This window comes from Bradyrhizobium sp. NBAIM14, from assembly GCF_020193895.1.
Classification (GTDB): Bacteria; Pseudomonadota; Alphaproteobacteria; order Rhizobiales; family Xanthobacteraceae; genus Bradyrhizobium; species Bradyrhizobium yuanmingense.
In genome coordinates this window covers 26,842-50,674 of sequence record NZ_JADYVQ010000021.1, presented here as the reverse complement: position 1 = coordinate 50,674, position 23,833 = coordinate 26,842, and the positions used below count along the sequence as shown (strand labels likewise).

Below are 23,833 nucleotides of genomic sequence, written 5' to 3'. Positions count from 1 at the left end.
CTTTCGCCTTAACGGCTTGTTGCAATATCCGCGATGATTGTGCGGGGTCTGTACTCGACCGGGAACATGGCCGACATCGAGTTCCACTCTCGTCGGCCCGCTTTCATGGTGGTGTCGCCGCGCGATGGGCGGCCTGACGTCTCATCCTTCCAACGTGAAGCCGACGCGCAGCGTCACCTGAAAATGACGCACGGCGCCGTTCTCGACATGGCCGCGCGTTTGCACGACCTCGAACCATCTTATTTCGCGAACGGTCTTGGAGGCGCGGCTGATGGCGTTCTTGATCGCATCCTCGATCGAGGTCTCGGATGATCCGACGAGGTCCAGGATCTTGTAGACGTGATCGTGCTCGGCTGTGGGCATGGCCTTCCCTCATTTGGTATATTGCCATCCGAAACATGCGTATGGCGGAACGTGCGCAGGCGAGCATGCCTGGCCCACGGTCTGAACGGTCGTGGGAGCTTCGGGTTCCTTGCTCCGCGATGGCCCGCATGCACCAGGCGAGGTGGAGCGGCCGGCGCTGGCCTGCTAAGCGCTGGGTATGGACACGGCGCGACGCGACAGGACGATCGGCTCTCTCTGCCTGTGCGTAACGGCGTTCGGCTGGGCGTTGAACTGGCCGCTGATGAAGCTGCTGCTGCAGCAATGGCCGCCTTTGTTCGCGCGCGGCCTTGCGGGTGTTTGCGCCTCGCTCATTCTCGGCACCCTGGTGCTGATCCGGAAGGAATCCTTCGCCGTTCCGCGCGAGGCGGTGCCGCGCCTCTTGTTTGCGACCTTCACCAACGTCTTAGCCTGGATGGGTCTCGGCACGGTCGCGATGAAATATGTGAGCGTGAGCGAGGGCGCACTGCTCGCCTATACGATGCCGATCTGGGCGATGCTGTTCGCCTGGCCGGTGCTGCACACGCGGCCGGCGCGACGGGATGTTCTCGGGCTTGTCCTCGGCATTGCCGGCGTCACGCTGCTCCTGAGCGGCAACGGTCTTGCGTTCAGCACCGACAAGCTGGTCGGCATTGCGCTCGCACTGCTCTGCGCCATCCTGTTCGCGCTCGGCAATGTGCTCAACCGCAAGCCGCTGCCGATGCCGCCGCTGGTCGTCGTCGCCTGGCAGGTCGGGCTGGGCTGCGCCACGATGCTGGTCCTCGGCGTGCTGTTCGAGCGCCCTGACGTCACCGCCATCACTCCGCTGGGGCTCGGCTGCTTCGTCTACATGACGCTGGTGCCGATGGGCCTCTGCTACGTCACCTGGTTCGAGACGCTGCGCCGTCTGCCCCCAACCACGGCGTCGACCGGCATGCTGATCGTGCCCGTGATCGGCGTCGTCTCAGCGGCGATCATTCTCGGCGAGCCGCTCGGCTATCGCGAATGGACGGCGATGGCGCTCACGCTCGGCGGCGTGACGCTGGCGTTGCAGCGGGGGTAGCAGAGCGCGCTGGCTCGCACCTACGGATCCAGCTCCGTATCCCAGTACAGATAGTCCAGCCAGCTGTCGTGCAGATAGTTCGGCGGAAACAGCCGGCCGTTGCGGTGGAGCTGGTGCACGGTGGGCGCGAACGCGGTCTGGCGCGGAAACATTTTGGACTGCGCCGGTGTGAGATTGCCCTTGCGCAAATTACACGGCGAGCACGCCGCGACCACGTTCTCCCAGGTGGTCTGGCCGCCTTTGCTGCGCGGGATGATGTGATCGAAGGTGAGGTCTTCGGGCGAGCCGCAATATTGGCAGGCGAAACGATCGCGCAGGAAGACGTTGAAGCGGGTGAAGGCGGGGTGGGTGGTCGGCTTGACGAAGGATTTGAGCGAGACGACGCTGGGCAGCTGCATTTCGAGCGTGGGACTTCGAACCGCCTGATCGTAATGTGCGACGATGTTGACGCGGTCGAGGAACACCGCCTTGATCGCGTCTTGCCACGACCACAACGACAGTGGGTAGTAACTCAGCGGCCGGAAGTCCGCATTCAGCACCAACACCGGCCAACTGCCTTGCGAGACATGTGCGTTCAAGTAACGCTCCCGGCCTCCAATATACGCTGCGAAGCAGCATGTAGTGACATACTACATGCAGCGTGACGGGATTGTGAAGCCCGTTGAGCGACTTATTCAAGCGCAAGCAATGCGGCGGCGGGGTGGCAAACGTGCTCAAAAAGCCGCGATCCAGGGGGCGCGCGGAACCGCCCCAGCATGGGCTGCCGTTGCCATGGCAGCTACTCCCGTACCCGCTCCAGCTTCTGCAGGCAGCGCGTCGCGCGCACCGCGGCCGGCATCTCCTCGTCCGGAAAGCTGGTCTCCCAATTGGTGACGCCGACCTCGCCGACATAGATATCGCCCTTCGAGTCCAGCGCGATGCCGTGCGGCGCCAGGAATATGCCGCTGGCGACGCCCGGCCCCTCCTCGCCGCCGAGCCGCGCGATGCGATTTCCCTTGGTGTCCACGATCGACAGCCGCGGGCCGAGATTGGGTACATTGCGGTTGATGGCGAGGCCGGGGCCGAGCTCGCCGATCACGAAGGTCGGGCTTTTGGCCCCGCCGCAATAGCACAGCGCGCAGGGTCGGTGCAGATTGTTCCACTGCGTCTCGTATTTGCCCTCGCCGTCGAACACCTGGACGCGGTGGTTCTCGCGATCGGCGACATAGACCCAGCCGTCGGCATCGGTGGCGATATTGTGCACGATATTGAACTGACCGGGATCAGTGCCCGGCTCGCCCCAGCTCTTGATCAGCTTGCCGTCGGGCGTGAATTTGTGCACGCGCGCATTGCCATAGCCGTCGGAGACGTAGATCTCGCCCTTCGGCGACAGCGCGGTGTGGGTGCAGCGGTGGAACGGCTCGCCGCTCATGAACGGCGCCGGCTTTGCCGGGATGCCGATCGTCAGCAGCACCTTGCCGTCGGCGGTGCATTTGCGCACGGTATGGTCGCCGTCGTCGGTGCAATAGAGATTGTCGTCGGCGTCGATGTGCAGGCCGTGCGCGCGGGAAAACAGTCCTTCGCCCCAACTGCGCAGGAAATTGCCGTCGCGGTCCAGCACCACCATCGGGTGGGCGCCGCGGTTGAAGACGTAGACGCGGTCCTTGCTGTCGACCGCGACCGAGGCGACGTCGGTGAGTTGCCAGCCGTCCGGCAATTTCGCGAAGTTGTCGACGACGCGGTAGCGGTGCTCGCCGGTGCCGAGAATGGCTGGCATTGATCTCTCCTCTTGTCATTCCGGGGCGCGCGAAGCGTGACCATGATGCGCAATTGCGCATCTGAGAATCCATTGGGCAGCATACTCTGTGGTTAGATGGATTCCGGGTTCGCGCTTCGCGCGCCCCGGAATGACGGCTGTAGCTATATTCGTGCCAAAATCCCTTCCTCGATCGCCTTGATCTGCAGCGCCAGATATTTCGAGTTGATCCGGCATTGCGCCAGGCTCCCGGCGATGAACCAGAGGCCGGGCTGCCTGGTGCGCGCATACATGTTGCGCAGCTCGAAGCCGTCGCCAAAACCCCAGATCGGCCCGACGCGGTCGGCGATGCCGTCGCCGAACAGCTTGCGCACCAGATATTCCTGCGGCTTGTAGCCGGTCGAGAGCACGACCAGGTCGGCGGTAATGATCGAGCCGTCCTTCATCCGCGCGCCCTCAGCGTTGAAGCTTTCGATGTCGGAGAACTGCCTGAGGCTGATCTTGCCCTCGACGATCAGGTTGGAGCAGCCGACGTTGAAGTAATAGCCGCCGCCGCGGGTGAGGTATTTGAACTGCCAGCCGGTGCCGGCTTCGCCGAAATCGAGCTTGAAGCCGACGCGCGCGAGGCCGTCGAGTAGCTCCTTGTCGAGCTGCTTGGATTGCTCGGTCAGCATCACATGCGTCTTCTTCGCGAGCGGCGTCGGCATCGAGGCCGCAATCAGATCGTTGTCCTCTAGCGTGCCCTCGTTGTAGGTCGCATAAGCGAGCTGCGCCGACGGTTCGATATTGGTCACGAGTGTGGGCGAGCGCTGCACCAGCGTCACCTCGGCGCCGCTGGAATGAAGATCCTGCGCGATGTCGTGACCGCTGTTGCCGGTGCCGAGGACGATGGCGCGCTTGCCGGTCCAGTTCTCGCCGTCCTCGTAGCCGCTGGAATGCACCAGCGTCCCCTTGAAATTGTCGAGGGTCGCAATGTCGGGAATGTTGGCGATGCCGCTGACGCCGGTCGCCATGATCACATGGCGCGGATGCATGGTGCGCTTGCTGCCGTCGGCGCGCCGCAGCGTGACGGTCCAGTGGCCCTTGGCCTCGTCATAGGCCCCGCCCTCGAACTCGGTGCCGGTCCAGAAGTTCAGCTCCATCGCATCGACATAGGCCTCGAACCAGTTGGCGAGCTTGTCCTTGGGGATATAGACCGGCCAGTTCGGCGGAAACGGCATATAGGGCAGGTGATTCACCTGCACCTGGTTGTGCAGGGTCAGCGCGTGATAGCGCTTGCGCCAATTGTCGCCGATCCGCATCTCGCGATCGACGATCAGGGTGTCGACGTTCAGCTGCTTCAGCCGCGCGGCAATCGCGAGCCCGGCCTGGCCACCGCCGACCACCAGCACGGCCGGATCGTGGTCGGCATAGGCGCGCGCAGCGTTGCGCTGGTCGAGCCAGTTCGGCCCGCGGAAGTCGCGAGAATAGGCCTGCCCCCGCGGCCGCGAGGTGCCGAGCTGTTCCTCGAAGCCTTTCAATTCGTCGAGCGCGGTGAGCAGCGTCCAGGCTTTCAGGCTGTCGTCAGGGCCGTCGGGAATGAGCCGGACAATGCCGCTGCCGCGGCCGAGCGCGGTCTCAAAATTGAAGATCGCTTCGATGTTGTTGGTGCCGGCGCGCGTCACCCAGCGCGGCGGCGCCCGGTTCGGCGCGATCTTGAAATTGCTGGGCGCCGCCTTGGGCGCGCGCGCCGCAAGCTCCTGCGCGATCGCATCGCGGCCCGCGATGGTCTGCAGGTTCCAGCTCAGCGCCAGCACGTCGCGCCAGAAGCCGTCGGCGAGGAAGAGCGGGCCCAGCGTCGCGGGATCAGGTCTGCTTAAGGTGCGCTCGAAGTCGTCGAGCCACGCCTGTGCGGCGATGGAAATATCCTGCGTCCGGTCCAGCATGCGCGACCTCATGGCCGTCTTCGCGGCGTTTCCTCAGAGATCGAACGCTATACGGTTTCGCCGACCGCCAAAAGCCGCGGACCTGAGCGAGGCCGGCATGCGGCCCTGCCCGGACGGAATATGGCCCGGAATTCCGCACGTGCGGACGCGGCCGGAGGACGACTTAATCGCCGCCCGGCCTCCGGTCCGCCCAATAGGGGTCGCGCAGCTTGCGCTTGAAGATCTTTCCGGTTGCCTCGCGGGGCAGCGCATCCAGGAACTTGACCTCCTTCGGCACCTTGAAGTTGGCCAGACGCTCGCGCAGATAAGCCTGCACCGCGGCGGCGGAGAGCTGCTCGGCCCTGTCGGGCTCGATGCAGGCGCACAGCCGCTCGCCATATTCCGCGTCCGGAATGCCGAACACGGCGCAATCGCGCACGCCGGGCATCGCGATCAACACGTTCTCGATTTCGGCGGGATAGATGTTGACGCCGCCCGAGATCACCATGTCGCGCTTGCGGTCGCAGAGGAACAGATAGCCGTCCTCATCGAGATAGCCGACATCGCCGACGCTGACGAGACCGTCGCGCCCGGCCTCGGCGCGCGCCTGCGCCTTGCCGTGATAGTCGAAATCCGGCACCGCGGTCTGGCGCATGTAGATCTCGCCGACCTCACCAGCATCGCAGAGGCTGCCGTCGTCGCGAAAGATCTTGACGATGCCACCTTCGATGGCGCGGCCGACCGTGCCGGGCTTCTTCAGCGCCTCTTCGGCCGAGTGCCAGACCGGGATGCCGGTCTCAGTCGAGCCGAAATATTCGTTGATGACCGGTCCCCACCACTCGATCATCGCCCGCTTCACCTCGGGCGGGCAGGGCGCCGCGCCGTGCACGACGAAGCGCAGCGACGACAGGTCGTAGCGCTGCCTGACCGCTTCGGGCAGGCGCAACAGGCGCACGAACATGGTCGGCACCATGTGGATATGCGTCACACGGTGGCGCTCGATCAGCGCCAGCAGCTCCTCGGCGTCGAACCGCGGCTGAAGCACGATGGTGCAGCCGTTGCGGAAGGCCATCATGCCGTAGGAATGCGGCGCCGAGTGATACATCGGACCGTTGATCAGCACGACCTGGTCCTCGCGCGGCTTGATGCCGTAGGCGATCGCGCCGACGCGCTCCGAGGCGGCGGCCTGCTCCGGCGGCATCGGCATGCGCCGCACGCCCTTCGGCATGCCTGTGGTCCCCGACGTGTAGATCATCGCCGCGGCCCGGCGCGGCGGCTCCTCTGTTTCCGTGTGGCCGTCGCGCCAGCGGTCCCAATCGGTCAGGCCCGAAGAGATCTCGGTCAGCTCACGGGGAATGGCGAAGGTCGCCGCCAGCTCGGGCGGTGTTGCGACCACGAGCAGGCGGACATCCTCCGGAATGCCGCCGCGGATTTGTGGCAGCAGGTCGGCGTGGCAGATCAGGATCTTCGCGCCACTGTCGGTCAGGATGTAGCGGACCTCCTCGGCCTTCAGGTGCCAATTGATTGGCACCACGGGGCTGCCCAGTGCGGCCGAGGCCGCGACCACCTCGAACAAGGCGAAGTCGTTGCGCAGCATCATGGCAACCGGTGCGCCTGCGGCAAGGTCGAGGGCGCGCAGCCCGCTCGCCGCGCGTCTGATGCGCGCCTGGATCTCGTCATGGCCGATCCGGCGTTCGCCGCTGATGATCATGGTCATTCCCATTCCGTTGGAGTCAGCGATCGTCCAGCACGTCGCCGAAGCCGACCCAGCTCTTGCCGTTGAAGCGCCGCAGCTGCAGCTGCTGGAACGGCAGATAGTCGTCGGCGGCGGTGCTGACGGATATGCCGGGCAGCAGCAGCGGCAGCTTCACCTCTTTCAGCGAGGCGGACTGGCGCATGATGTTGTCGCGGCTGAAATCGTCCTTGCACGCCTTCAGCACCGTCATCAGCAGCGTCGCGTAATGGTAGCCGGCCGCATAGTTGGAGTTGGAGAGATCCGCGTTCGGCATGTACTGCTTCATGAAGGCGAAATACTCCTTCACGCCGGGATCGCTGGCCCATTGCGGGTCCATCGTGTCCTTCTGGTTGCTCGACGAGATCAGGCCGACGGCGTTGTCGAGCCCGGCCGGCTCCAGGAACGAAATCGACGAGGCCGAGGTCGGCACGAAGAACAGCTCGGGCTTCCAGCCGAGCTCGGCGACGCCCTTGATCATCTGCGAGGTGAACTTGCCGAGCACGACGCCGAACAGCACGTCGGCGCCCGATGCCTTCAGGGTCGAGAGCTGCGAGCTGATCGTCGGCGCGCTGGTCTCGTAGGTCGCTTCCGCAACGATCATGCCGGCAGCCTTGTCGCCGAGCGCGCGCTTGAAGCCGGCGACGTAGTCGCGGCCGAAATCGTCGTTCTGGGAGAGGATGGCGATCTTGGCGCCCGGCTTGGTGCGCAGCACGTGCTTGGCATAGACCACGCCTTCGGATTCATAGGCGGCCATGCCGGGCATGGTCCATGGATATTTCTGCGGATCGGCCCATTTGGTCGCGCCGGAAAGCACGAACAGCTGCGGCACCTTCTTGCCGTTGAGGTAGCGATGCACGGCGCTGTTGGTGGCGGTGCCGAGCGAGCCGAACAGCATCAGCACTTCGTCCTGCTCCACCAGCTTGCGGGTCTGCTCGACCGTCTTCGGCGGCGAGTAGGCATCGTCCAGCGTGATGAACTTGACCTTGCGGCCGTTGATGCCGCCTTCGGCATTGATCTTCTCGAAGAACGCCTCCTGCGTGCGGCCGATCGCGCCGAAGCCGGAGGCCGGGCCGCTATAGGGCAGGGTCTGTCCGATCCGGATCTCCGTGCCTTCGGCGTGGGCGCTGTCCGTGGCGAGTGCCAGCAGGGACAGACCGATCAGTGCGGCTGCCAGCTTCATGATATCCTCCCGTTTGTCTTGTCAGTTGGAGACGTCAGGCGCTGACGCGCATCAGGAAATCCTGCCTCGCCTGATCGAATTCACGCTTCATGCGGTCGACGAGCTCCGCGACGGGCGGGGCATCGGTGATCTGGCCGATGCCCTGGCCCGATCCCCAGATGTCGCGCCACGCCTTGGATTTCATGTTGCCGCCGGAGCCGAAATTCATCTTCGATTTGTCGGCGGCGGGGAGGTTGTCCGGATCGAGGCCGGCGGCAGCGATCGACGGACCGAGATAATTGCCGTGCACGCCGGTGAACAGGTTGGTGTAGACGATGTCGTGCGCGGCGTGCTGCGTCAGCGCCGATTTGTAGGCTTGGTCGGCATTGGCTTCCTGCGTCGCGATGAAGCGCGTGCCCATATAGGCGAGGTCGGCGCCCAGCGTCAGCGCCGAGGCGATGCCATAGCCGTCGCTGATCGCGCCCGACAGCAGGACGGCGCCGTCAAACCATTGCTTGACCTCGCGCACCAGCGCAAAGGGCGACAGCGTGCCGGCGTGTCCGCCCGCACCGGCGCAGACCAGGATCAGGCCGTCGACGCCCTGCTCGGCCGCTTTGCGCGCGTGCTTGACGTTGATGACGTCGTGGAACACCAGTCCGCCATAGGAATGCGCGGCCTCGACGATCTCCGCCGGCGGCCGCAGCGAGGTGATGATGATCGGCGCCTTGTGCTTGACGCAGGTCTCCATGTCCTTCATCAGCCGGTCGTTGGAGGCATGGCAGATCTGGTTGACGGCGTAGGGCGCGACCTTCTTGCCGGGATTGCGCGATTTGTACTCGCCGAGCTCGTCTTCGATCCGGCTCAGCCATTCGCCGAGCTTCTCGACCGGACGGGCATTGAGCGCGGGAAAGGAGCCGACGACGCCCGCCTTGCACTGGGCGATCACCAGTTCCGGGCCGGAGACGATGAACAGCGGCGAGCCGACCACGGGCAGCTCGAGCGAATCCTTCAAGAGATTGGGCAGTGCCATCATGTCCTCCCGAAACGCGGCCCCGCCGGCGGGCGGATGACGAGGCGTTTCCGTATTGATTGTCGCGCGGGCGGATGGGCCGCCCGTGGCCGCGGATTTGATCCCATTATAAGGTTGGACGGCGCCGCCCGGGCCGTTCAATAATGAACGGACGATCATTCAGGTATGAACAGGGCCGCCGATGGATTGGGACCTTTGCAAGACCTTCGTCGCGGTCGCCGATACCGGCAGCTTCACCGCCGCCGCCCGCCGCCTGCACACCAGCCATCCCACCGTCAGCCGCAAGATCGCGGCGCTGGAAGCCCAGCTCGGCACCAGATTGGTGGCGCGGGCTGCCGATGGCCTGGCGCTGACCGCGGATGGACGGACCTTGCGCGAGCACGCCGAGGCCATGGCGGCCGCAGCGCTGCGGGCCGAAACCGCAGTGGCGGCGGGTGGACACAAGGCGCGCGGCATCGTCAAGCTGTCGATCGGCGCGACGCTGGCCTCGCACTGGCTGATGCCGCGCTTGCCAGCCTTCCTGCGCGCGCACGATCATATCCAGCTCGAGATCATCACCCATCCATTTCCGGCGAGCGTGCGCCGGCGTGAGGCGGACGTGGTGCTGCGGCCCTTCGATACCGGGGAGGAGAACCTGGTCGGCCGCAAGATCGGCCGTCTCGGCACCGGCTTCTATGCCTCGCGCGATTATGCCGCCGGGCGGTCCCTGCCGGAAAGGCGCGGCGATTGGAAGGAGCACAGCGTCATCGGCTTCGCCGACCAGACGTCCAATGCGCAGCTTGCGCGCTGGAGCGACGTCGTCATGCGGCAGGCAAGGGTGGCGATGCGCTGCTCGTCCCAGGGGGACATGCTGGCGGCGGTCCGCGCCGGCATCGGAATCTCCGCGCTGTCGTGCTTCGTCGCCGAAGCCTATTCCGATCTCGTGCGCGTCGCCCCGCAGAAGCTCGCCAGCGTTGCGGATCTCTGGCTGCTGGCCCATCCCGACCTCGTCGAGCTGCCGGCGGTGCGCGCCGTAATCGAATTCGTCGCCGAATGCGCCCGGACCGACCGCGCGCGGCTGCGGGGTTAGCCCGATTCCGCGAGCACGCCCTCGCGCTTCTTCACCGCGCGGTAATAGCTCCACCACAGATGCGCCGCCGCACCGCGCAGCGGACGCCAGGGCTCGGCAATCGGCGCCATCTGCTTCTCCGTCGGCCGCGCCTTGAGGCCGAGGCCGATACGGATGCCTTCCTGCACGGCGAGGTCGCCGGCCGGCCAGGCATCGCCGTGGCCGAGGCAGAACAGCAAGTAGAGGTCGGCCGTCCAGGGGCCGATGCCGGGCAGCGCGATCAGGGTGTGATGCGCGGCGTCGGCATCCTCCTCGGCGAGCACGTCGAGATTCAGCCGCTGCGCGGCGATCTCGCGGGCGAGATGCTTGAGCGTCTTGATCTTGGCGGCGGAGAGGCCGAGCCGCCCCAGCCGGTCGGCGCGGGCGCGGCGCACGGCGTCATGGTCGAGCGGATCGAATGCGGCCGACAGCCGCCCCCAGATCGCCGCGGCGCTCGCGGTGGAGAGCTGCTGCCCGCAGACGATGTGCGCGAGCCCCGTAAACCCGGGCTCGCGCCGCCGCAACGCCGGCATGCCCGCGATCTCGAGCACGGGCTTGAGCCGCGGATCGCGCTTGATCAGCGTGTGGACGGCCTCTTCGAGATCGGACTGGGTTTCGAGGTGGATGGTCATGGCGGGCGGGTTCTCTCCAGCGTCATGGCGGGCTTGTCCCGGCCATCCACGTCTTTCTCACCGCGAGGCACTGTGTAGCATGAGCGGTGATCGTGGTGTTTGTTCGTGACGTTGACACCATCGGTCTGTGGTACCGAAGAACGTGGATGGCCGGGACAAGCCCGGCCATGACGAGATTCATGTGATGGCACCACCCGTTTTCCGATTCGCCCCGAGCCCGAACGGCTTCCTGCATCTCGGCCACGCCTATTCCGCGCTGCTCAACTTCGATCGTGCGCGAAAGACGGGCGGGCGGTTGTTGCTGCGGATCGAGGACATCGACGTGACGCGGTGCCGGCCGGAGTTCGAGACGGCGATCTACGAGGATCTCGCCTGGCTCGGGATTGCCTGGGAGACGCCGGTGCGGCGGCAGTCGGAGCATCTCGCCGATTATCGCGCTGCGCTGGACAAGATGTCTGCGCTCAGTCTCGTCTATCCCGCCTTCGAAAGTCGGGCCGAGATCGCAAGGCTGGTCGCGGCGCGCGAGGCCGACGGGCCGTGGCCGCGCGATCCCGACGGCGCGCCGCTTTATCCGGGCGAGGCCAAATCGCTGTCGGTTGACGAGCGCTCGCGGCTGATCGCCTCGGGCGCGCCCTATGCGCTGCGGCTCGACATGGCGGCCGCCTGCCGTCACGCCCCAGGCGTGAGCTGGAACGAGCTCGGCGAGGGGCCGGACGGCGCGCGCGGCGTGGTGCCGGCGCGGCCGGAGGCCTGGGGCGATGTCATCCTGGCCCGCAAGGAGACGCCGACCAGCTACCATCTCTCGGTGGTCGTCGACGACGCGCTCCAGGGCGCCAGCGAGATCGTGCGGGGGCAGGACCTGTTTTACGCCACCGCGGTGCACCGCCTGCTCCAGGTTCTGCTCGGCCTGCCCGAGCCGGCCTATCGCCATCACCGGCTGATTCGCGATGAGGCGGGTCGGAAGCTGTCGAAATCGGGCCGCTCGACCGGTCTGCGCGAATTGCGCGCGGCCGGCCTCACGCCTGCCGCGATCCGCCGGCTAGTGGGATTAGGTTAAGTTTCTCTGGGGGTTAGCGAAACGTCGCCGTGACTCCGGGCGTTCCTCCGTGCCATGCTTGGCCAGCGCGGGGTTCGAAGAGGGTACTTCGAAGGGGATTCATGGCGGCGAAGACGCGTCCAGTGCGCACCACCCGGACGTCCAGGCGGCGGCCGCTTCGGAAGCGGCCCAAGGCGGCCGGCCAGTTGCGCAAGCGCAGCACCAAGGCGGCTGCGCCTGATGTCGTCCAGGCGGCGCTGGCCGCGTTTGCCCATGAGGTCCGCACCCCCCTGACCGGCATTCTCGCGATCAGCGACCTGCTCGCGACCTCCGATCTCGGCGAGCGGGAGCGGCGCTGGGCCGACACCATCAAGGCCGGCGCCGAGCATCTGGCGAGCCTCGCCACGCTGTTCGTGGATGCTGCCAGAACGGAGAAGGGCGGCAGCACGCCGCGCCAGGATCTGTTCGATCTCAAGGCGCTCGCCCGCACCGCCGGCGATTCCCTGGCCGGCCGCGCCGCGGCCAAAGGTCTCCAGGCCAAGGTCGAGATCGCCGACAAGATCCCAGGGCTCGTGGTCGGTGATTCCGTCCGCCTGCGCGCCGCGCTTGAGAACCTGATCGACAACGCCGTGAAATTTACCGACCAGGGCGGAGTAGCCCTCGCCGTCGAGCCGTGGCGTCCCGCCAAAGGCAAAGCAAAGGGCAGGGTCGGCGTCGCTTTCGCCGTGTCCGACAGCGGCATCGGCCTGACCATGGCCGAGATCAAGCGGCTTTTCCGCCCGTTCACCCAGGCCAATGTCACCATCGCCGCACGCTTCGGCGGCGCCGGCTTGGGGCTCTCCTCGGTCAAGCAATTGGCGCGGGCGATGGGCGGCGACATCAATGTCGCTCCGCGCCGCGGTGGCGGCGCCACCTTCACATTGACGGTGTCGCTGGACTTGGCGGGACGGGGCAAGACCCGCAAGGCAAAGGACGGTAGCGAGCCCGAGGCGGCCGCTGCGCTTCGCGTTCTCAGCGTCGAGGACAATCCGTTCGGCCGCGTCGTGCTCAACACCATCCTGACCGAGCTCGGCCATCACGCCGAGTTCATCGGGCGCGGTGAGGACACCGTGAACCGGCTGGAGCAGGGCGCATTCGACGCGGTGCTAATGGACATGGTGCTGCCGGGCATCGACGGCATCGAGGCCATCCGGCGGATCCGCAGGCTGCCAACCCCGCTGGCTCGGATCCCGATCATCGGCGTGTCCGGCCGCGGCGAGGACGAGGCCGCCTCGCGCGAAGCCGGGGCCGACGCCTTCCTGGTCAAGCCTGTGTCTCCGAGGGCTTTAGCGACTGCGCTGCTTGAAGCGACACGCCGTGAGGAAGCCGCGACTTGATGATCGCGGCATTGAGCTCGCCGCCGTAAACGAAGATCGCGGCGATGAAGTACAGAAACACCAGCGCGATGATCACCGAGGCGAGGCCCGCATACATGGTCACGTAGTTGTTGGCAAAGCGGGCCAGGTATTGGCCGAACACGATGCTGGAGATCAGTGACGCCACGATGGTGAAGACGATGCCGGGCAGTATCTGCAGGAAGCTGCGCCGTCCCGCCGGCAGCCAGGCGTGCAGGATGATCAGCGCCACCACCAGCGCGCCGATGGAGATGCCGTAGCGCACCCAGGTGAGGATGCTCTCGTTGGATTCGACGAACAGCGGAATGTGGCGCCGCGCCGCCTCGATAATGAGCGGACCGAGCACGATCAGGAACGCCATAGCGAGCGCCGTGAAGGCCGCAATGATCGTATAGGCAATCGACTCCAGCCGAAGCCAGTACCAGCTTCGCATCTCCACCACCGCATAGGCGCGGTTGAGCGCCACCCTGAGCGCCTCGACGCCGTTCGAGGCGAAATAGACCGACAGCGCCGCGCCGATGGTCAAAAGGCCGGTCCGGGTGGTGGTCAGCACGTCATGCACCTCGCCCGAGATCGAATCGGCGACCTGCTTGGGCCAGACCTGGAGCATCAGGCTGGCGGCCTGGTCGGCGAGTTCCTTGGAGCCGAAGAAGCCGGCGAGCGCGGTCAGCACGATCAGGAATGGGAACAGCGCCATCAGCGTCGAGAGCGCGATGTGGCTCGCGATCGCCCAGCCGTCATCGGCGAGGAACGTGTAGAACGCGTCCTCAGCGACGCAGTAGATGTAGCGGATGGCTTTCACTTGGCACCTACGCCGCTGCTGTCTCCTTCTGAACGTAGGGAGAGGCCAGGAGAACAAGCAATGGGCGCAAATCGAAAAATCATCGCGCTACCATCTGATATTCTTGGCCCAAAAGCCAGTTCGCGAAGCCCCCTTTGTCATTCCGGGGCGCGCGCAGCGCGAGGCCGGAATCCATCTAGCCGCGGCGCAAGTGGCGCGATGGATTCCGGGCTCGACGCGCCGGGTCTCGCTTCGCTCGATCCCGCCGCGTCGCCCCGGAATGACGAGCTGGGGAGATGGCGGACCGGCGCACACGGTGTTATCTACCCTCAAATGGCATCTTTTCTGAGTACTTTCATCCTGCCGGCCGCAGCCGGCGCCGTGGCGCTGGTGCTGCTGCTCGGGCTCATCAACATGATGCGCGGCGGCTCGCCCAACACCTCGCAGAAGCTGATGCGCTGGCGCGTGCTGCTTCAGTTCGTGGCGATCATCGTCGCGATGCTCGCGGTCTGGGCGATGGGACGCTGATCATGGTGGTGCTGAACCGCATCTACACGAAGACCGGTGACGATGGCACGACGGCGCTCGGAACCGGAGAGCGGCGTCCGAAATACGATCTGCGCATCGAGGCCTATGGCACCGTCGACGAGACCAACGCGGCGATCGGCGTGGTCAGGCTCTACACCGCGGAGATGCCCGAGCTCGACGCAATGCTCGGCCGCATCCAGAACGATCTGTTTGATCTTGGTGCCGATCTCGCCGTGCCGGAGCGGGAAGGCAAGGCCGAGCGGCTGCGGGTGGTGGCGAGCCAGGTCGAGCGGCTCGAGCGCGACATCGACATGCTCAACGACAAGCTCGCGCCGCTGACCTCCTTCGTGCTTCCCGGCGGCACGCCGGCCGCGGCCCATCTGCATGTGGCGCGCACGATATGCCGCAGGGCGGAACGCGTGATCGTGGAACTGGCGGCCCAGCCGGGCGAGCCGGTCAGCGCGGCTGGCATTCAATATATGAATCGCCTGTCCGACTTTCTCTTCGTGGCCAGCCGGGTCGTGAACGGCAATGGCGCCGGCGACGTGCTCTGGGTTCCCGGCCAGAACCGCTGACCCATCGCGCTCGGCGCATTTCAGAAGGCCAAAATTAGACCCGTTCGCGCGTTGACCGGGGCAGATCGGGCCTTTAGGTTCCGCGCCAGTTGATAACCCCCCTCCCAAATTGAGTGAAAGAGGATCGATGAAGGTCTTAGTGCCGGTAAAGCGGGTGGTCGATTACAACGTCAAGGTCCGCGTCAAGGGCGATGGATCGGGCGTTGAACTCGCCAACGTCAAGATGTCCATGAACCCCTTCGACGAAATCGCTGTCGAGGAAGCGCTGCGCCTGAAAGAAGCCGGCAAGGCCACCGAGGTCGTGGTGGTCTCGATTGGACCTGCGCAGGCGTCCGAGACGATCCGCACCGGTCTTGCCATGGGCGCCGATCGCGGCATCCTGGTGAAGGCGGACGGCACCGTCGAGCCGCTCGCCGTCGCCAAGATCCTGAAGAAGGTTGCGGACGAAGAGCAGCCGGGCCTAATCATTCTCGGCAAGCAGGCGATCGACGACGACTCGAACCAGACCGGCCAGATGCTGGCCGCGCTGCTCGGCTGGTCGCAGGCGACCTTCGCCTCCAAGCTCGAGGTCGAAGGCTCCGACTTCAAGGTGACGCGTGAAGTCGATGGCGGTCTGCAGACCGTGAAGCTGAAGGGACCGGCGATCGTCACCACCGATCTCCGCCTCAACGAGCCGCGCTACGCCTCGCTGCCCAACATCATGAAGGCGAAGAAGAAGCCGATCGCGGAGAAGACGGTCGCCGATTACGGCGTCGACATCGCCGCGCGTCTCGAAGTTCTGAAGACGGCTGAGCCCGCGGGCCGCAAGGCCGGAGTCAAGGTCAAGGACGTCGCCGAGCTGGTGTCGAAACTCAAGAACGAAGCCGGGGTGCTCTGATGACGACGCTTCTGATTGCCGAACACGACAATGCATCGCTCAAGGACGCCACCAACAAGGCCCTGACCGCAGCCGCCGCGCTTGGCGCGGATGTCGAGGTGCTGGTCGCCGGCCAGAACGCCAAGGCCGCGGCGGATGCCGCTGCCAAGCTCGCTGGCGTGAAGAAGGTGCTGCTCGCCGATGGCGACCTCTACGCGCACGATCTGGCCGAGCCGCTGGCTGCGCTGGTGGTGTCGCTGGCGTCCGGCTATGACGCCATCGTCGCGCCGGCGACCTCGCGCTTCAAGAACGTGATGCCCCGCATCGCCGCTCTGCTCGACGTCATGCAGGTCTCGGAGATCACCAAGGTGGTCGCGCCCGATACCTATGAGCGCCCGATCTATGCCGGCAACGCCATTCAGACGGTGAAGTCGAAGGACGCCAAGAAGGTCATCACGGTCCGCACCTCCACCTTCGCCGCAGCAGGCGAGGGCGGCAGCGCCCAGGTCGAGACCGTGGCGGCGGCGGCCGATCCGGGCCTGTCGACTTTCGTCGGTGAGGAAGTCGCCAAGAGTGATCGCCCCGAGCTGACCTCGGCCAAGATCATCGTCTCCGGTGGCCGCGCCATGCAGAGCCGCGAGAACTTCGCCAAGTACATCGAGCCGCTCGCGGACAAGCTTGGGGCCGGTGTCGGTGCCTCGCGCGCCGCGGTCGACGCCGGCTATGCGCCGAACGACTGGCAGGTCGGCCAGACCGGCAAGGTGGTGGCCCCCGAGCTCTACGTCGCGGTCGGCATTTCCGGCGCCATCCAGCATCTGGCCGGCATGAAGGATTCCAAGGTGATCGTCGCGATCAACAAGGACGAGGACGCGCCGATCTTCCAGGTCGCCGACTACGGCCTGGTCGCCGATCTCTACCAGGCGGTTCCGGAGCTGACGGCCGAACTCGGCAAGCTCGGCAAGTAAAAGGCATCGAAAACACCGGCCGGAGGTATAAACTCCGGCCGGTGTTGCGTTTCTGAGGCGTTTTCTTTGGCGTGGGCGCGCCTTGGAGACGATCCAATCTAGGTTTCGAGCCAAGGTTCTGATTAAATCGGACCTCCCGGCTCGAGGGGAAAAGGCAGGGCGCGCCCCCGCGCGCCGTTCCGGTGGATGACAATATGGCGGCAGTGATCAAGAAGGTCGGCGTGATCGGCGCGGGTCAGATGGGCAATGGCATCGCGCATGTCGCGGCGCTCGCTGGCTTCGACGTGGTGCTCAACGACGTTTCGGCCGACCGCCTCAAGTCGGGCATGGCCACCATCAACGGCAATCTGGCGCGCCAGGTCTCCAAGAAGGCCGTCACCGAGGACGACAGGGCCAAGGCGATTGCGCGTATCAAGCTAGCCGAGAAGCTGGACGATCTCGCCGATTGCGACCTCGTCATCGAGACCGCGGTCGAGAAGGAAGAGGTCAAGCGCAAGATCTTCCACGAGCTCTGCGCCGTATTGAAGCCGGAGGCGATCGTCGCCTCCGATACATCCTCGATCTCGATCACGCGCCTCGCCGCCGCCACCGACCGCCCGGAGCGCTTCATCGGCATTCACTTCATGAATCCAGTGCCGTTGATGGAACTGGTCGAGCTGATCCGCGGCATCGCCACCGACGACGCCACCTTCGAGACCGCCAAGGACTTCGTCGGCAAGCTCGGCAAGCAGGTCGCGGTCTCCGAGGATTTCCCGGCCTTCATCGTCAACCGCATCCTGCTGCCGATGATCAACGAGGCGATCTACACGCTGTATGAAGGCGTCGGCAACGTCGAGGCGATCGACGCGGCGATGAAACTGGGCGCCCACCATCCCATGGGTCCGCTCGAGCTTGCCGATTTCATCGGGCTCGACACCTGCCTCTCCATCATGCAGGTGCTGCACGAGGGGCTAGCCGACTCCAAGTACCGCCCGTGCCCGCTGCTGGTCAAATACGTCGAGGCCGGCTGGCTCGGCCGCAAGACCCAGCGCGGCTTCTACGACTACCGCGGCGCCAAGCCGGTGCCGACGCGGTAAGGTGGCCTTGTGCCCCGGACGCAGCGCGGAGCGCTGCAGAGCCGAGGCCCAGGAACCGCGCGCTGAAGGCTAGGTCCCGGCTCTGCGGTGCGTCACTTGCGTGCCGCCCCTTGTCCGGGACACGATTGCCCGTACTGCTCCATGACAATTCATGTCGCGTTAACCTCTCGCGCCTAGGTTACGGCCGGTACGAGGGTTCGCGTAATGGACATGATGGCAATGGTCAGCAGCATGCTGGCCGCACAGCAAGGCGCGCTGCAGTCGAATATCGCGGCGACGCTGACCAAGCAGAACGCGGATATGGAGAAATCCACCGTCCTGACGCTGCTCGGCACCGGCCAGCCCTCGCTCGCCAATGTCGCCCCCGGCGTCGGCGGCAATCTCAATGTGACGGCCTAAACCCTTAAAGCGCCGCGGCGGCCTTGCCGGTTGCCGCGCGGATCAGCTTGAGCGCGTCCTCACTCGCCCATTCCGCCGGCCCCGCGATCGTCGCGATTTCACACCCGTGAGGGTCGACCAGCACGGAGGTGGGCATGCCCAGTGCCCGTCCCACGGCCTTAAGATCCTGGAACACCTTGGCTTTGTGGTCGCTGAAATAGGCGAGCCGGGTCAGGTTGGCCTCTTTCAGGAAGGTTTTCGGCTTCTCCAGGTCGCGGGTGTCGATGTTGATCGCCACCACCTCGAAATTCGGGCCCGATAGCTTGCCCTGGAGTTCGTCCAGCGCCGGCATCTCCTTGCGGCAGGGCACGCACCAGGTGGCCCAGAGGTTCACCAGCAGGGTCTTGCCGCGGAAGTCGGACAGCTTCTTCGGCTTGCCCTCGGCATCCTCGAAGGTGAGGTCGGGCAGCTTCAGCGGGGCGCTTGCCATGGTCAGCGCCGCCACCTCGCCATGGGCGAGCGGGGCGATCTTCTGCGCCGTCGCCACCGCCGCCTTGCAGGTCGGATCGCCCAAGGGCGCCCGGCTCGGGCCGAGCCCGTACAGCGCGGCGAAGCCGGCCAGCCCGACGATCGCCACGGCGGCGATGACGAAGGGGATGCGGCGCGTGGCGGAGGGCTTCTGGTCGAGCATATCGTTTGTCATCCGGTCGCAGATATGGCTATCAGGGGCCTCTTAATACGGCTGGCCGCGGCCAGCAAACGTGCGGCAAATCAGGCGTGAGCAGGGGATCATGAGCAACAAGATGTGGGGCGGCCGGTTCTCGGAACGCCCCGACGAGATCATGGAAGAGATCAACGTCTCCATCGACGTCGATCGTCACCTCTTCGCCCAGGACATTGCCGCGTCCAAGGCCCACGCCGCGATGTTGGCCAATCAGGGCATCATCACGGCTTCTGATGCGAAAAATATCGGCAAGGGTCTAGACACAATCCTGTCAGAGATCGGCAAGGGCGGCTTCGAATTCAAGCGCGCGCTCGAGGACATCCATATGAATGTCGAGAGCCGCCTGTCGGAGCTGATCGGCCCGGCCGCCGGAAGGCTGCACACCGCGCGTTCGCGCAACGACCAGGTCGCCACCGACTTCCGTCTGTTCGTCCGCGACGTCATCGACGAGACCGATGCCGCGCTCGCCGCGTTCCAGCAGGCCCTGGTGGACCGCGCGCTGGAGCACGCCGCAACCGTGATGCCCGGCTTCACGCATCTGCAAACGGCGCAGCCCGTCACGTTCGGCCATCACTTGCTGGCTTATGTCGAGATGGCGGCGCGCGACCGCGGCCGCTTCCAGGACGCCCGCAAGCGCCTGAACGAATCGCCGCTGGGCGCGGCTGCGCTCGCCGGCACCTCGTTCCCGATCGACCGCCATGCCACCGCGAAGGCGCTCCTGTTCGACCGCCCGATGGCGAACTCGCTCGATGCCGTCTCCGACCGCGATTTCGTGCTGGAGACGCTGTCGGCCGCCGCGATCTGCGCCGTGCACATGTCGCGCTTTGCCGAGGAGATCGTGATCTGGACCTCGCCGCTGGTCGGCATGATCCGGCTCAGCGACAAGTTCACCACGGGATCCTCGATCATGCCGCAGAAGCGCAACCCGGATGCCGCCGAGCTGGTGCGCGCCAAGACCGGCCGCGTCATCGGCGCGCTCAACGGCCTCCTGATCGTCATGAAGGGCCTGCCGCTCGCCTATCAAAAGGACATGCAGGAGGACAAGCAGGGCGCCATGGAGGGTTTTGCCGCGCTGTCGCTGGCAATCCGCGCCATGACCGGCATGGTCCGTGATCTCGTTCCGGACGAACCCAAGATGAAGGCGGCCGCGGGCGAGGGCTATGCCACGGCGACCGACCTCGCCGACTGGCTGGTGCGGACGCTGAGGATGCCGTTCCGCGAGGCGCACCACGTCACGGGCCGCATCGTCGCCAAGGCCGCCGAGGGAGGCGTTGCACTGCACGAGCTGCCGCTGAAGGAGATGCAGGCGATCGAGCCCAAAATCACCAAGGACGTGCTCGGCGTGCTGTCGGTCGAATCGTCGGTGAAGAGCCGCACCAGCTTTGGTGGCACCGCGCCGAAGAACGTGGCGTCCCAGGCCAAGGCCTGGGCGAAGCGGCTGGAAAAAGAGCGAAAATTGGGCTGAGGGCAAAATTTCGCTTATGTTTCATGGTCATCCGGCTCTCGCCAGAACGCGCCAATCTCTGTATGGTGCGCCGCGCGTAGTGGGGATTTTCGTCGTGACGTCAAAGTTTCGCCCGGCCGGCTCGGGGTGGGCCATCATTGTCTTGAGCCTGACGGCGCTCGCGCTTGCAGGTTGCGGCCGCAAGGGCCCGCTGGATCTGCCGCCGACCGCCTCCAACGCCCCCGCAGCCACCGGCGCCGCACCCGTCGAGCCCGAGACCGCGGCCCAGAAGGCGCCGAGCCTGTTCGAACCCACGGCCAGCGCGGATGCTGCGCCCGCGGCGGCCAAGGGCCGGAAGAAATCGTTTATTCTCGACCCGCTCCTGGACGAACCTCCCGGCAAGAAATAAGCCGGGACAACCGAGCCTGCGCCATGAACCATTTCGACTATCGCAACGGCGTGCTGCACGCCGAGGCGGTGAACCTGTCCGAGCTGGCCGCCACCGTCGGCACGCCGTTCTACTGCTATTCGACCGCAACGCTGGAGCGGCATTACCGCGTCTTCACCGAGGCCTTTGCCGGCGAGAAGGTGCTGGTCTGCTACGCCATGAAGGCGAACTCCAACCAGTCGGTGCTGCGGACGCTGGCCAAGCTCGGCGCCGGCGCCGACGTGGTTTCGGGCGGCGAGCTGAAGCGCGCTTTGGCCGCCGGCATTCCCGCCAGCAAGATCGTCTTCTCCGGCGTCGGCAAGACCGAGGCAGAGCTGCGCGCGGCGCTCGCCGCCGACATCCTCTGCCTCAACGTCGAATCCGAGCCGGAGCTCGAGCTGCTGTCGCGCCTGGCGACCGAGATGGGCAAGACCGCGCGCATCTCGCTCCGCGTCAATCCCGACGTCGATGCCGGCACGCATGCAAAGATCTCCACCGGCAAGTCCGAGAACAAGTTCGGCATCCCGATCGTGCATGCCCGCGAGGTCTATGCGCGCGCGGCGAAGCTGCCCGGAATCAAGGTGACCGGCACCGACGTGCATATCGGCAGCCAGATCACCGACCTGTCCGGCATGGAGACCGCGTTCCGCATCCTCTCCGAATTCGTGCAGACCCTTCGGGCGGACGGCCACGACATCAGCCACGTCGATTTCGGTGGTGGCCTCGGCATCCCCTATTACATGGATCGCGAGGCGCCGCCGGCGCCGGCCGCCTATGCCGCCATGGTCAAGCGCGTCAGCCACAATCTCGGCTGCACGCTGATGTTCGAGCCGGGCCGCATGATCGTCGGCAATGCCGGCATCCTGGTCGCGAAGGTGATCTATGTGAAGCACGGCGACGGCAAGAATTTCGTCATCATCGACGCGGCCATGAACGACCTGATCCGCCCGACACTGTACGAGGCGCATCACGACATCCTGGCGGTGAAGCAGCCCGCCAAGGGCGCCGCCACCATCAAGGCCGATGTCGTCGGCCCGGTCTGCGAGACCGGCGACTATCTTGCCCTCGACCGCACGTTGCCGACGCCCGCGCCCGGCGATCTCCTCGCCATCATGACCGCAGGCGCCTATGGCGCGGTGCAGGCCGGCACCTACAACACCCGGCCGCTGGTGCCCGAGGTGCTGGTGAAGGGCGACCAATACGCCGTGGTGCGCCCGCGCGTGGAGGTCGAGCAGCTCATTGCGATGGACACGCCGGCGCCGTGGCTGTGAGGCCGCTACCAAAACCTGCAAAACAACCCCATGCACAGTAGACCGGGGCTTTCGCGATGATGCGTGGTCGTCAGGCAAAACCGCTTGAACTGTCGGGTAAATTCAGCACGACCGCGCTATTTCGCTGAACGTCAGTTTTTTCGGCCTACGATCACACCCGCTTTCTTCTCGATCGGCTTGATCGCCGCGGTGAAATCGGACTCGGCGCCTTCGGCGCTGATCACCGTTTCCCACAACCGTCCGACCGCGTCGGCGACCTCCATCGACAGGCCGAGCTGCTTCATCTCCTCCAGCGCCAGCCGCACGTCCTTCACCATCAATCCCGTGGCGAAGCCGAAGTCGAAGGTGCGCGGCAGCACCGCGCGCGGAAACTTGTCGCGGCTCGCGGTGTTCATGCCCGAGCCGGCATTGATGACGTCGATCATCACGGCGGGATCGAGCCCGGCCTTCACGCCCATCACCACGGCTTCCGACGTCGCGACGATCGCGGTCGCCGACAGAAAATTGTTGGCGAGCTTCATGGTCTGCGCCGCGCCCGGCTTCTCGCCGATGAAGAACACCTTTCCGATCACCTCGAGCGCGGGCTTGAGCAGCTCGAACTCGGCTTTCGGGCCCGACACCATCACGGCAAGCGTGCCCTTCTCGGCGCCGCCGACGCCGCCGGAGACGGGACAGTCGATCTGCACGATGCCGCGCTCGGCGAGCAGCCCGTGAATCTTCACAGCCATTGCCGAGCCGACGGTGGAGAGATCGACGAAGCGTTTGGCGCGCCTGCCCTCGATCACGCCGTTCGCTCCCGTTGCGACGTCGAGTGAAGCCTGCAGCGAAGGCAAACTCGCCATGACGGTCTCGGCCTGGTCAGCGACGTCCTTCGGCGACGACGCGGCAAGGGCACCGCGCGCGACCAGCTTGCCGATAACCTCCTTGCGCGTGTCGAATACGACGAGCCTGTGCCCCGCCTCGATCAGCCGCCGCGCCATCGGGAAACCCATGTTTCCGAGCCCGATGAATCCGATGTCCATGGTGTTTCCCTTTGGTTGTTGAAAACGCGCACACCGATGTCGTCCCGGACAAGCGCGCCCTAAAGCGCGCGCCGGTCCGGGACCCATAACCACAACAAGGAGGAATCGTCCCGCAAAGGCGCCGCTCCGAGTCGTCGTAGCAACATCGTCCTGTTGCTATGGGTCCCGGGCTCGCGCTTCGCGCGCCCCGGGACGACAGTTGAGATTGGCGCTGGGTCTCACGCCTTCCCGTCGATCTCTGCGAACACCTCGCGCGCGATGCGGAAGCTGTCGACCGCGGCGGGCATGCCGCCATAGATCGCGACCTGCATCAGGATCTCGCGGATCTCCTCGCGGGTGACGCCGTTGGTCAGCGCGCCCTTCAGGTGCGCGCGAAACTCGTGCTGACGGTTGAGGATCGCGATCATGGCGATGTTGAGCATGCTGCGGGTCTTGCGCGGCAGCTCCTCGCGGCCCCACACCGTGCCCCAGCAATATTCGTTGAGCATCTCCTGGAACGGGCGGTTGAAATCGTCGACGTTCTTCAGGGCGTTGTTGACATAGGCCTCGCCCAGCACAGCTTTGCGGACTTCCAGGCCCTTGTCGTGCATCTTCTTGTCCATGGCGTTTCCTTCGTTTCCCTCGAGATTGGCGCGCGGAAATTACGGGGTT

At 65.6% G+C, this 23,833-nt stretch carries 25 protein-coding genes; 13 read left to right on the top strand and 12 right to left on the bottom strand.

What is annotated here, in order from left to right; genetic code table 11:
* Nucleotides 1-141: 141 nt before the first annotated feature.
* Entirely contained in the window at nucleotides 142-363 is a 222-nt protein-coding gene (locus I6F28_RS31845; protein ID WP_036020706.1) for a dodecin, read from the bottom strand.
* A gap of 178 nt (nucleotides 364-541) precedes the next feature.
* Between I6F28_RS31845 and I6F28_RS31840 the strand changes: the two genes are divergently transcribed.
* A complete protein-coding gene (locus I6F28_RS31840; protein ID WP_157286813.1) occupies nucleotides 542-1,423 on the top strand; it encodes a DMT family transporter in 882 nt (293 codons plus the stop codon).
* A 20-nt stretch (nucleotides 1,424-1,443) separates the two neighbouring features.
* Here I6F28_RS31840 and I6F28_RS31835 read toward each other — a convergent pair whose 3' ends face one another.
* The 6 genes from I6F28_RS31835 to I6F28_RS31810 all read right to left on the bottom strand — a co-directional run bounded on the left by I6F28_RS31835 (nucleotide 1,444) and on the right by I6F28_RS31810 (nucleotide 8,986).
* On the bottom strand, nucleotides 1,444-2,001 hold the full coding sequence (locus I6F28_RS31835) for an HNH endonuclease (RefSeq protein WP_057028390.1): 558 nt from the start codon (nucleotides 1,999-2,001) through the stop codon (nucleotides 1,444-1,446).
* Between the two features lie 200 nt (nucleotides 2,002-2,201).
* Nucleotides 2,202-3,179: a peptidyl-alpha-hydroxyglycine alpha-amidating lyase family protein gene (locus I6F28_RS31830; RefSeq protein ID WP_225142859.1), complete on the bottom strand. Its 978-nt coding sequence runs from the start codon at nucleotides 3,177-3,179 to the stop codon at nucleotides 2,202-2,204.
* A gap of 143 nt (nucleotides 3,180-3,322) precedes the next feature.
* Nucleotides 3,323-5,083, bottom strand: a complete 1,761-nt coding sequence (locus tag I6F28_RS31825) for a flavin-containing monooxygenase (protein WP_225142858.1) — start codon at nucleotides 5,081-5,083, stop codon at nucleotides 3,323-3,325.
* A gap of 163 nt (nucleotides 5,084-5,246) precedes the next feature.
* Entirely contained in the window at nucleotides 5,247-6,773 is a 1,527-nt protein-coding gene (locus tag I6F28_RS31820; protein ID WP_225142895.1) for an acyl-CoA synthetase, read from the bottom strand.
* A gap of 22 nt (nucleotides 6,774-6,795) precedes the next feature.
* A complete protein-coding gene (locus I6F28_RS31815; protein WP_036020716.1) occupies nucleotides 6,796-7,977 on the bottom strand; it encodes an ABC transporter substrate-binding protein in 1,182 nt (393 codons plus the stop codon).
* Nucleotides 7,978-8,011: 34 nt separating this feature from the next.
* A complete protein-coding gene (locus tag I6F28_RS31810; protein WP_035996871.1) occupies nucleotides 8,012-8,986 on the bottom strand; it encodes an NAD(P)H-dependent flavin oxidoreductase in 975 nt (324 codons plus the stop codon).
* 181 nt (nucleotides 8,987-9,167) lie between these two features.
* Between I6F28_RS31810 and I6F28_RS31805 the strand changes: the two genes are divergently transcribed.
* A complete protein-coding gene (locus tag I6F28_RS31805; protein WP_225142856.1) occupies nucleotides 9,168-10,055 on the top strand; it encodes a LysR family transcriptional regulator in 888 nt (295 codons plus the stop codon).
* Here the strand turns inward: I6F28_RS31805 and I6F28_RS31800 are convergent.
* Entirely contained in the window at nucleotides 10,052-10,705 is a 654-nt protein-coding gene (locus tag I6F28_RS31800; protein WP_225142854.1) for a DNA-3-methyladenine glycosylase family protein, read from the bottom strand. The two genes, I6F28_RS31805 and I6F28_RS31800, sit on opposite strands and share 4 nt — an antisense overlap.
* A gap of 184 nt (nucleotides 10,706-10,889) precedes the next feature.
* On the opposite strand from I6F28_RS31800, the gene gluQRS reads away from it, so the two are divergent.
* On the top strand, nucleotides 10,890-11,762 hold the full coding sequence (gene gluQRS, locus I6F28_RS31795; protein WP_225142852.1) for a tRNA glutamyl-Q(34) synthetase GluQRS: 873 nt from the start codon (nucleotides 10,890-10,892) through the stop codon (nucleotides 11,760-11,762).
* Between the two features lie 101 nt (nucleotides 11,763-11,863).
* On the top strand, nucleotides 11,864-13,117 hold the full coding sequence (locus tag I6F28_RS31790; protein WP_225142850.1) for an ATP-binding protein: 1,254 nt from the start codon (nucleotides 11,864-11,866) through the stop codon (nucleotides 13,115-13,117).
* Here the strand turns inward: I6F28_RS31790 and I6F28_RS31785 are convergent.
* On the bottom strand, nucleotides 13,044-13,937 hold the full coding sequence (locus tag I6F28_RS31785) for a YihY/virulence factor BrkB family protein (RefSeq protein ID WP_109142243.1): 894 nt from the start codon (nucleotides 13,935-13,937) through the stop codon (nucleotides 13,044-13,046). The two genes, I6F28_RS31790 and I6F28_RS31785, sit on opposite strands and share 74 nt — an antisense overlap.
* 312 nt (nucleotides 13,938-14,249) lie before the next feature.
* On the opposite strand from I6F28_RS31785, the gene I6F28_RS31780 reads away from it, so the two are divergent.
* The 6 genes from I6F28_RS31780 to I6F28_RS31755 all read left to right on the top strand — a co-directional run bounded on the left by I6F28_RS31780 (nucleotide 14,250) and on the right by I6F28_RS31755 (nucleotide 18,315).
* A complete protein-coding gene (locus I6F28_RS31780; RefSeq protein ID WP_036020744.1) occupies nucleotides 14,250-14,444 on the top strand; it encodes a twin transmembrane helix small protein in 195 nt (64 codons plus the stop codon).
* A 2-nt stretch (nucleotides 14,445-14,446) separates the two neighbouring features.
* Nucleotides 14,447-15,019, top strand: coding sequence for a cob(I)yrinic acid a,c-diamide adenosyltransferase (locus I6F28_RS31775; protein WP_035996833.1), 573 nt, complete (start codon nucleotides 14,447-14,449; stop codon nucleotides 15,017-15,019).
* Nucleotides 15,020-15,146: 127 nt separating this feature from the next.
* Nucleotides 15,147-15,896, top strand: coding sequence for an electron transfer flavoprotein subunit beta/FixA family protein (locus tag I6F28_RS31770; RefSeq protein ID WP_157286821.1), 750 nt, complete (start codon nucleotides 15,147-15,149; stop codon nucleotides 15,894-15,896).
* Complete coding sequence (locus I6F28_RS31765; RefSeq protein WP_225142848.1) at nucleotides 15,896-16,840, top strand: electron transfer flavoprotein subunit alpha/FixB family protein; 945 nt, start codon at nucleotides 15,896-15,898, stop codon at nucleotides 16,838-16,840. The genes I6F28_RS31770 and I6F28_RS31765 overlap by 1 nt, the downstream gene beginning before the upstream one ends.
* A 194-nt stretch (nucleotides 16,841-17,034) precedes the next feature.
* Nucleotides 17,035-17,916, top strand: coding sequence for a 3-hydroxybutyryl-CoA dehydrogenase (locus I6F28_RS31760; protein ID WP_035996839.1), 882 nt, complete (start codon nucleotides 17,035-17,037; stop codon nucleotides 17,914-17,916).
* Nucleotides 17,917-18,120: 204 nt separating this feature from the next.
* Complete coding sequence (locus I6F28_RS31755; RefSeq protein ID WP_036020754.1) at nucleotides 18,121-18,315, top strand: glutathione S-transferase family protein; 195 nt, start codon at nucleotides 18,121-18,123, stop codon at nucleotides 18,313-18,315.
* Between the two features lie 4 nt (nucleotides 18,316-18,319).
* Here the strand turns inward: I6F28_RS31755 and tlpA are convergent, their stop codons facing one another.
* Nucleotides 18,320-18,985 (bottom strand): thiol:disulfide interchange protein TlpA, encoded by a 666-nt coding sequence (gene tlpA / locus I6F28_RS31750; protein ID WP_225142846.1) that lies wholly within the window; start codon nucleotides 18,983-18,985, stop codon nucleotides 18,320-18,322.
* Between the two features lie 100 nt (nucleotides 18,986-19,085).
* Here tlpA and argH point away from each other — a divergent pair, with 100 nt between their 5' ends.
* From argH to lysA, 3 genes are all read left to right on the top strand, one after another.
* Nucleotides 19,086-20,483, top strand: a complete 1,398-nt coding sequence (gene argH, locus I6F28_RS31745) for an argininosuccinate lyase (RefSeq protein WP_225142845.1) — start codon at nucleotides 19,086-19,088, stop codon at nucleotides 20,481-20,483.
* A 94-nt stretch (nucleotides 20,484-20,577) separates the two neighbouring features.
* Nucleotides 20,578-20,871, top strand: coding sequence for an LPS translocon maturation chaperone LptM (gene lptM, locus I6F28_RS31740; RefSeq protein ID WP_035996882.1), 294 nt, complete (start codon nucleotides 20,578-20,580; stop codon nucleotides 20,869-20,871).
* Between the two features lie 23 nt (nucleotides 20,872-20,894).
* Complete coding sequence (gene lysA / locus I6F28_RS31735; protein WP_225142843.1) at nucleotides 20,895-22,160, top strand: diaminopimelate decarboxylase; 1,266 nt, start codon at nucleotides 20,895-20,897, stop codon at nucleotides 22,158-22,160.
* Nucleotides 22,161-22,291: 131 nt separating this feature from the next.
* Here lysA and I6F28_RS31730 read toward each other — a convergent pair whose 3' ends face one another.
* Nucleotides 22,292-23,182, bottom strand: coding sequence for an NAD(P)-dependent oxidoreductase (locus tag I6F28_RS31730; protein WP_225142841.1), 891 nt, complete (start codon nucleotides 23,180-23,182; stop codon nucleotides 22,292-22,294).
* A gap of 218 nt (nucleotides 23,183-23,400) precedes the next feature.
* Entirely contained in the window at nucleotides 23,401-23,784 is a 384-nt protein-coding gene (locus I6F28_RS31725; RefSeq protein WP_028134137.1) for a carboxymuconolactone decarboxylase family protein, read from the bottom strand.
* Between the last annotated feature and the right edge of the window lie 49 nt (nucleotides 23,785-23,833).

What these genes read in the sequence shown, in the direction of transcription:
- I6F28_RS31845 (WP_036020706.1), bottom strand. Translation starts at nt 363, where the DNA reads ATGCCCACAGCCGAGCACGATCACGTCTACAAGATCCTGGACCTCGTC.
- I6F28_RS31840 (WP_157286813.1), top strand. Translation starts at nt 542, where the DNA reads ATGGACACGGCGCGACGCGACAGGACGATCGGCTCTCTCTGCCTGTGC.
- I6F28_RS31830 (WP_225142859.1), bottom strand. Translation starts at nt 3,179, where the DNA reads ATGCCAGCCATTCTCGGCACCGGCGAGCACCGCTACCGCGTCGTCGAC.
- I6F28_RS31825 (WP_225142858.1), bottom strand. Translation starts at nt 5,083, where the DNA reads ATGCTGGACCGGACGCAGGATATTTCCATCGCCGCACAGGCGTGGCTC.
- I6F28_RS31820 (WP_225142895.1), bottom strand. Translation starts at nt 6,773, where the DNA reads ATGATCATCAGCGGCGAACGCCGGATCGGCCATGACGAGATCCAGGCG.
- I6F28_RS31815 (WP_036020716.1), bottom strand. Translation starts at nt 7,977, where the DNA reads ATGAAGCTGGCAGCCGCACTGATCGGTCTGTCCCTGCTGGCACTCGCC.
- I6F28_RS31810 (WP_035996871.1), bottom strand. Translation starts at nt 8,986, where the DNA reads ATGGCACTGCCCAATCTCTTGAAGGATTCGCTCGAGCTGCCCGTGGTC.
- I6F28_RS31805 (WP_225142856.1), top strand. Translation starts at nt 9,168, where the DNA reads ATGGATTGGGACCTTTGCAAGACCTTCGTCGCGGTCGCCGATACCGGC.
- I6F28_RS31800 (WP_225142854.1), bottom strand. Translation starts at nt 10,705, where the DNA reads ATGACCATCCACCTCGAAACCCAGTCCGATCTCGAAGAGGCCGTCCAC.
- gluQRS (WP_225142852.1), top strand. Translation starts at nt 10,890, where the DNA reads ATGGCACCACCCGTTTTCCGATTCGCCCCGAGCCCGAACGGCTTCCTG.
- I6F28_RS31790 (WP_225142850.1), top strand. Translation starts at nt 11,864, where the DNA reads ATGGCGGCGAAGACGCGTCCAGTGCGCACCACCCGGACGTCCAGGCGG.
- I6F28_RS31780 (WP_036020744.1), top strand. Translation starts at nt 14,250, where the DNA reads ATGGCATCTTTTCTGAGTACTTTCATCCTGCCGGCCGCAGCCGGCGCC.
- I6F28_RS31775 (WP_035996833.1), top strand. Translation starts at nt 14,447, where the DNA reads ATGGTGGTGCTGAACCGCATCTACACGAAGACCGGTGACGATGGCACG.
- I6F28_RS31770 (WP_157286821.1), top strand. Translation starts at nt 15,147, where the DNA reads ATGAAGGTCTTAGTGCCGGTAAAGCGGGTGGTCGATTACAACGTCAAG.
- I6F28_RS31765 (WP_225142848.1), top strand. Translation starts at nt 15,896, where the DNA reads ATGACGACGCTTCTGATTGCCGAACACGACAATGCATCGCTCAAGGAC.
- I6F28_RS31760 (WP_035996839.1), top strand. Translation starts at nt 17,035, where the DNA reads ATGGCGGCAGTGATCAAGAAGGTCGGCGTGATCGGCGCGGGTCAGATG.
- I6F28_RS31755 (WP_036020754.1), top strand. Translation starts at nt 18,121, where the DNA reads ATGGACATGATGGCAATGGTCAGCAGCATGCTGGCCGCACAGCAAGGC.
- tlpA (WP_225142846.1), bottom strand. Translation starts at nt 18,985, where the DNA reads ATGCTCGACCAGAAGCCCTCCGCCACGCGCCGCATCCCCTTCGTCATC.
- argH (WP_225142845.1), top strand. Translation starts at nt 19,086, where the DNA reads ATGAGCAACAAGATGTGGGGCGGCCGGTTCTCGGAACGCCCCGACGAG.
- lysA (WP_225142843.1), top strand. Translation starts at nt 20,895, where the DNA reads ATGAACCATTTCGACTATCGCAACGGCGTGCTGCACGCCGAGGCGGTG.
- I6F28_RS31730 (WP_225142841.1), bottom strand. Translation starts at nt 23,182, where the DNA reads ATGGACATCGGATTCATCGGGCTCGGAAACATGGGTTTCCCGATGGCG.
- I6F28_RS31725 (WP_028134137.1), bottom strand. Translation starts at nt 23,784, where the DNA reads ATGGACAAGAAGATGCACGACAAGGGCCTGGAAGTCCGCAAAGCTGTG.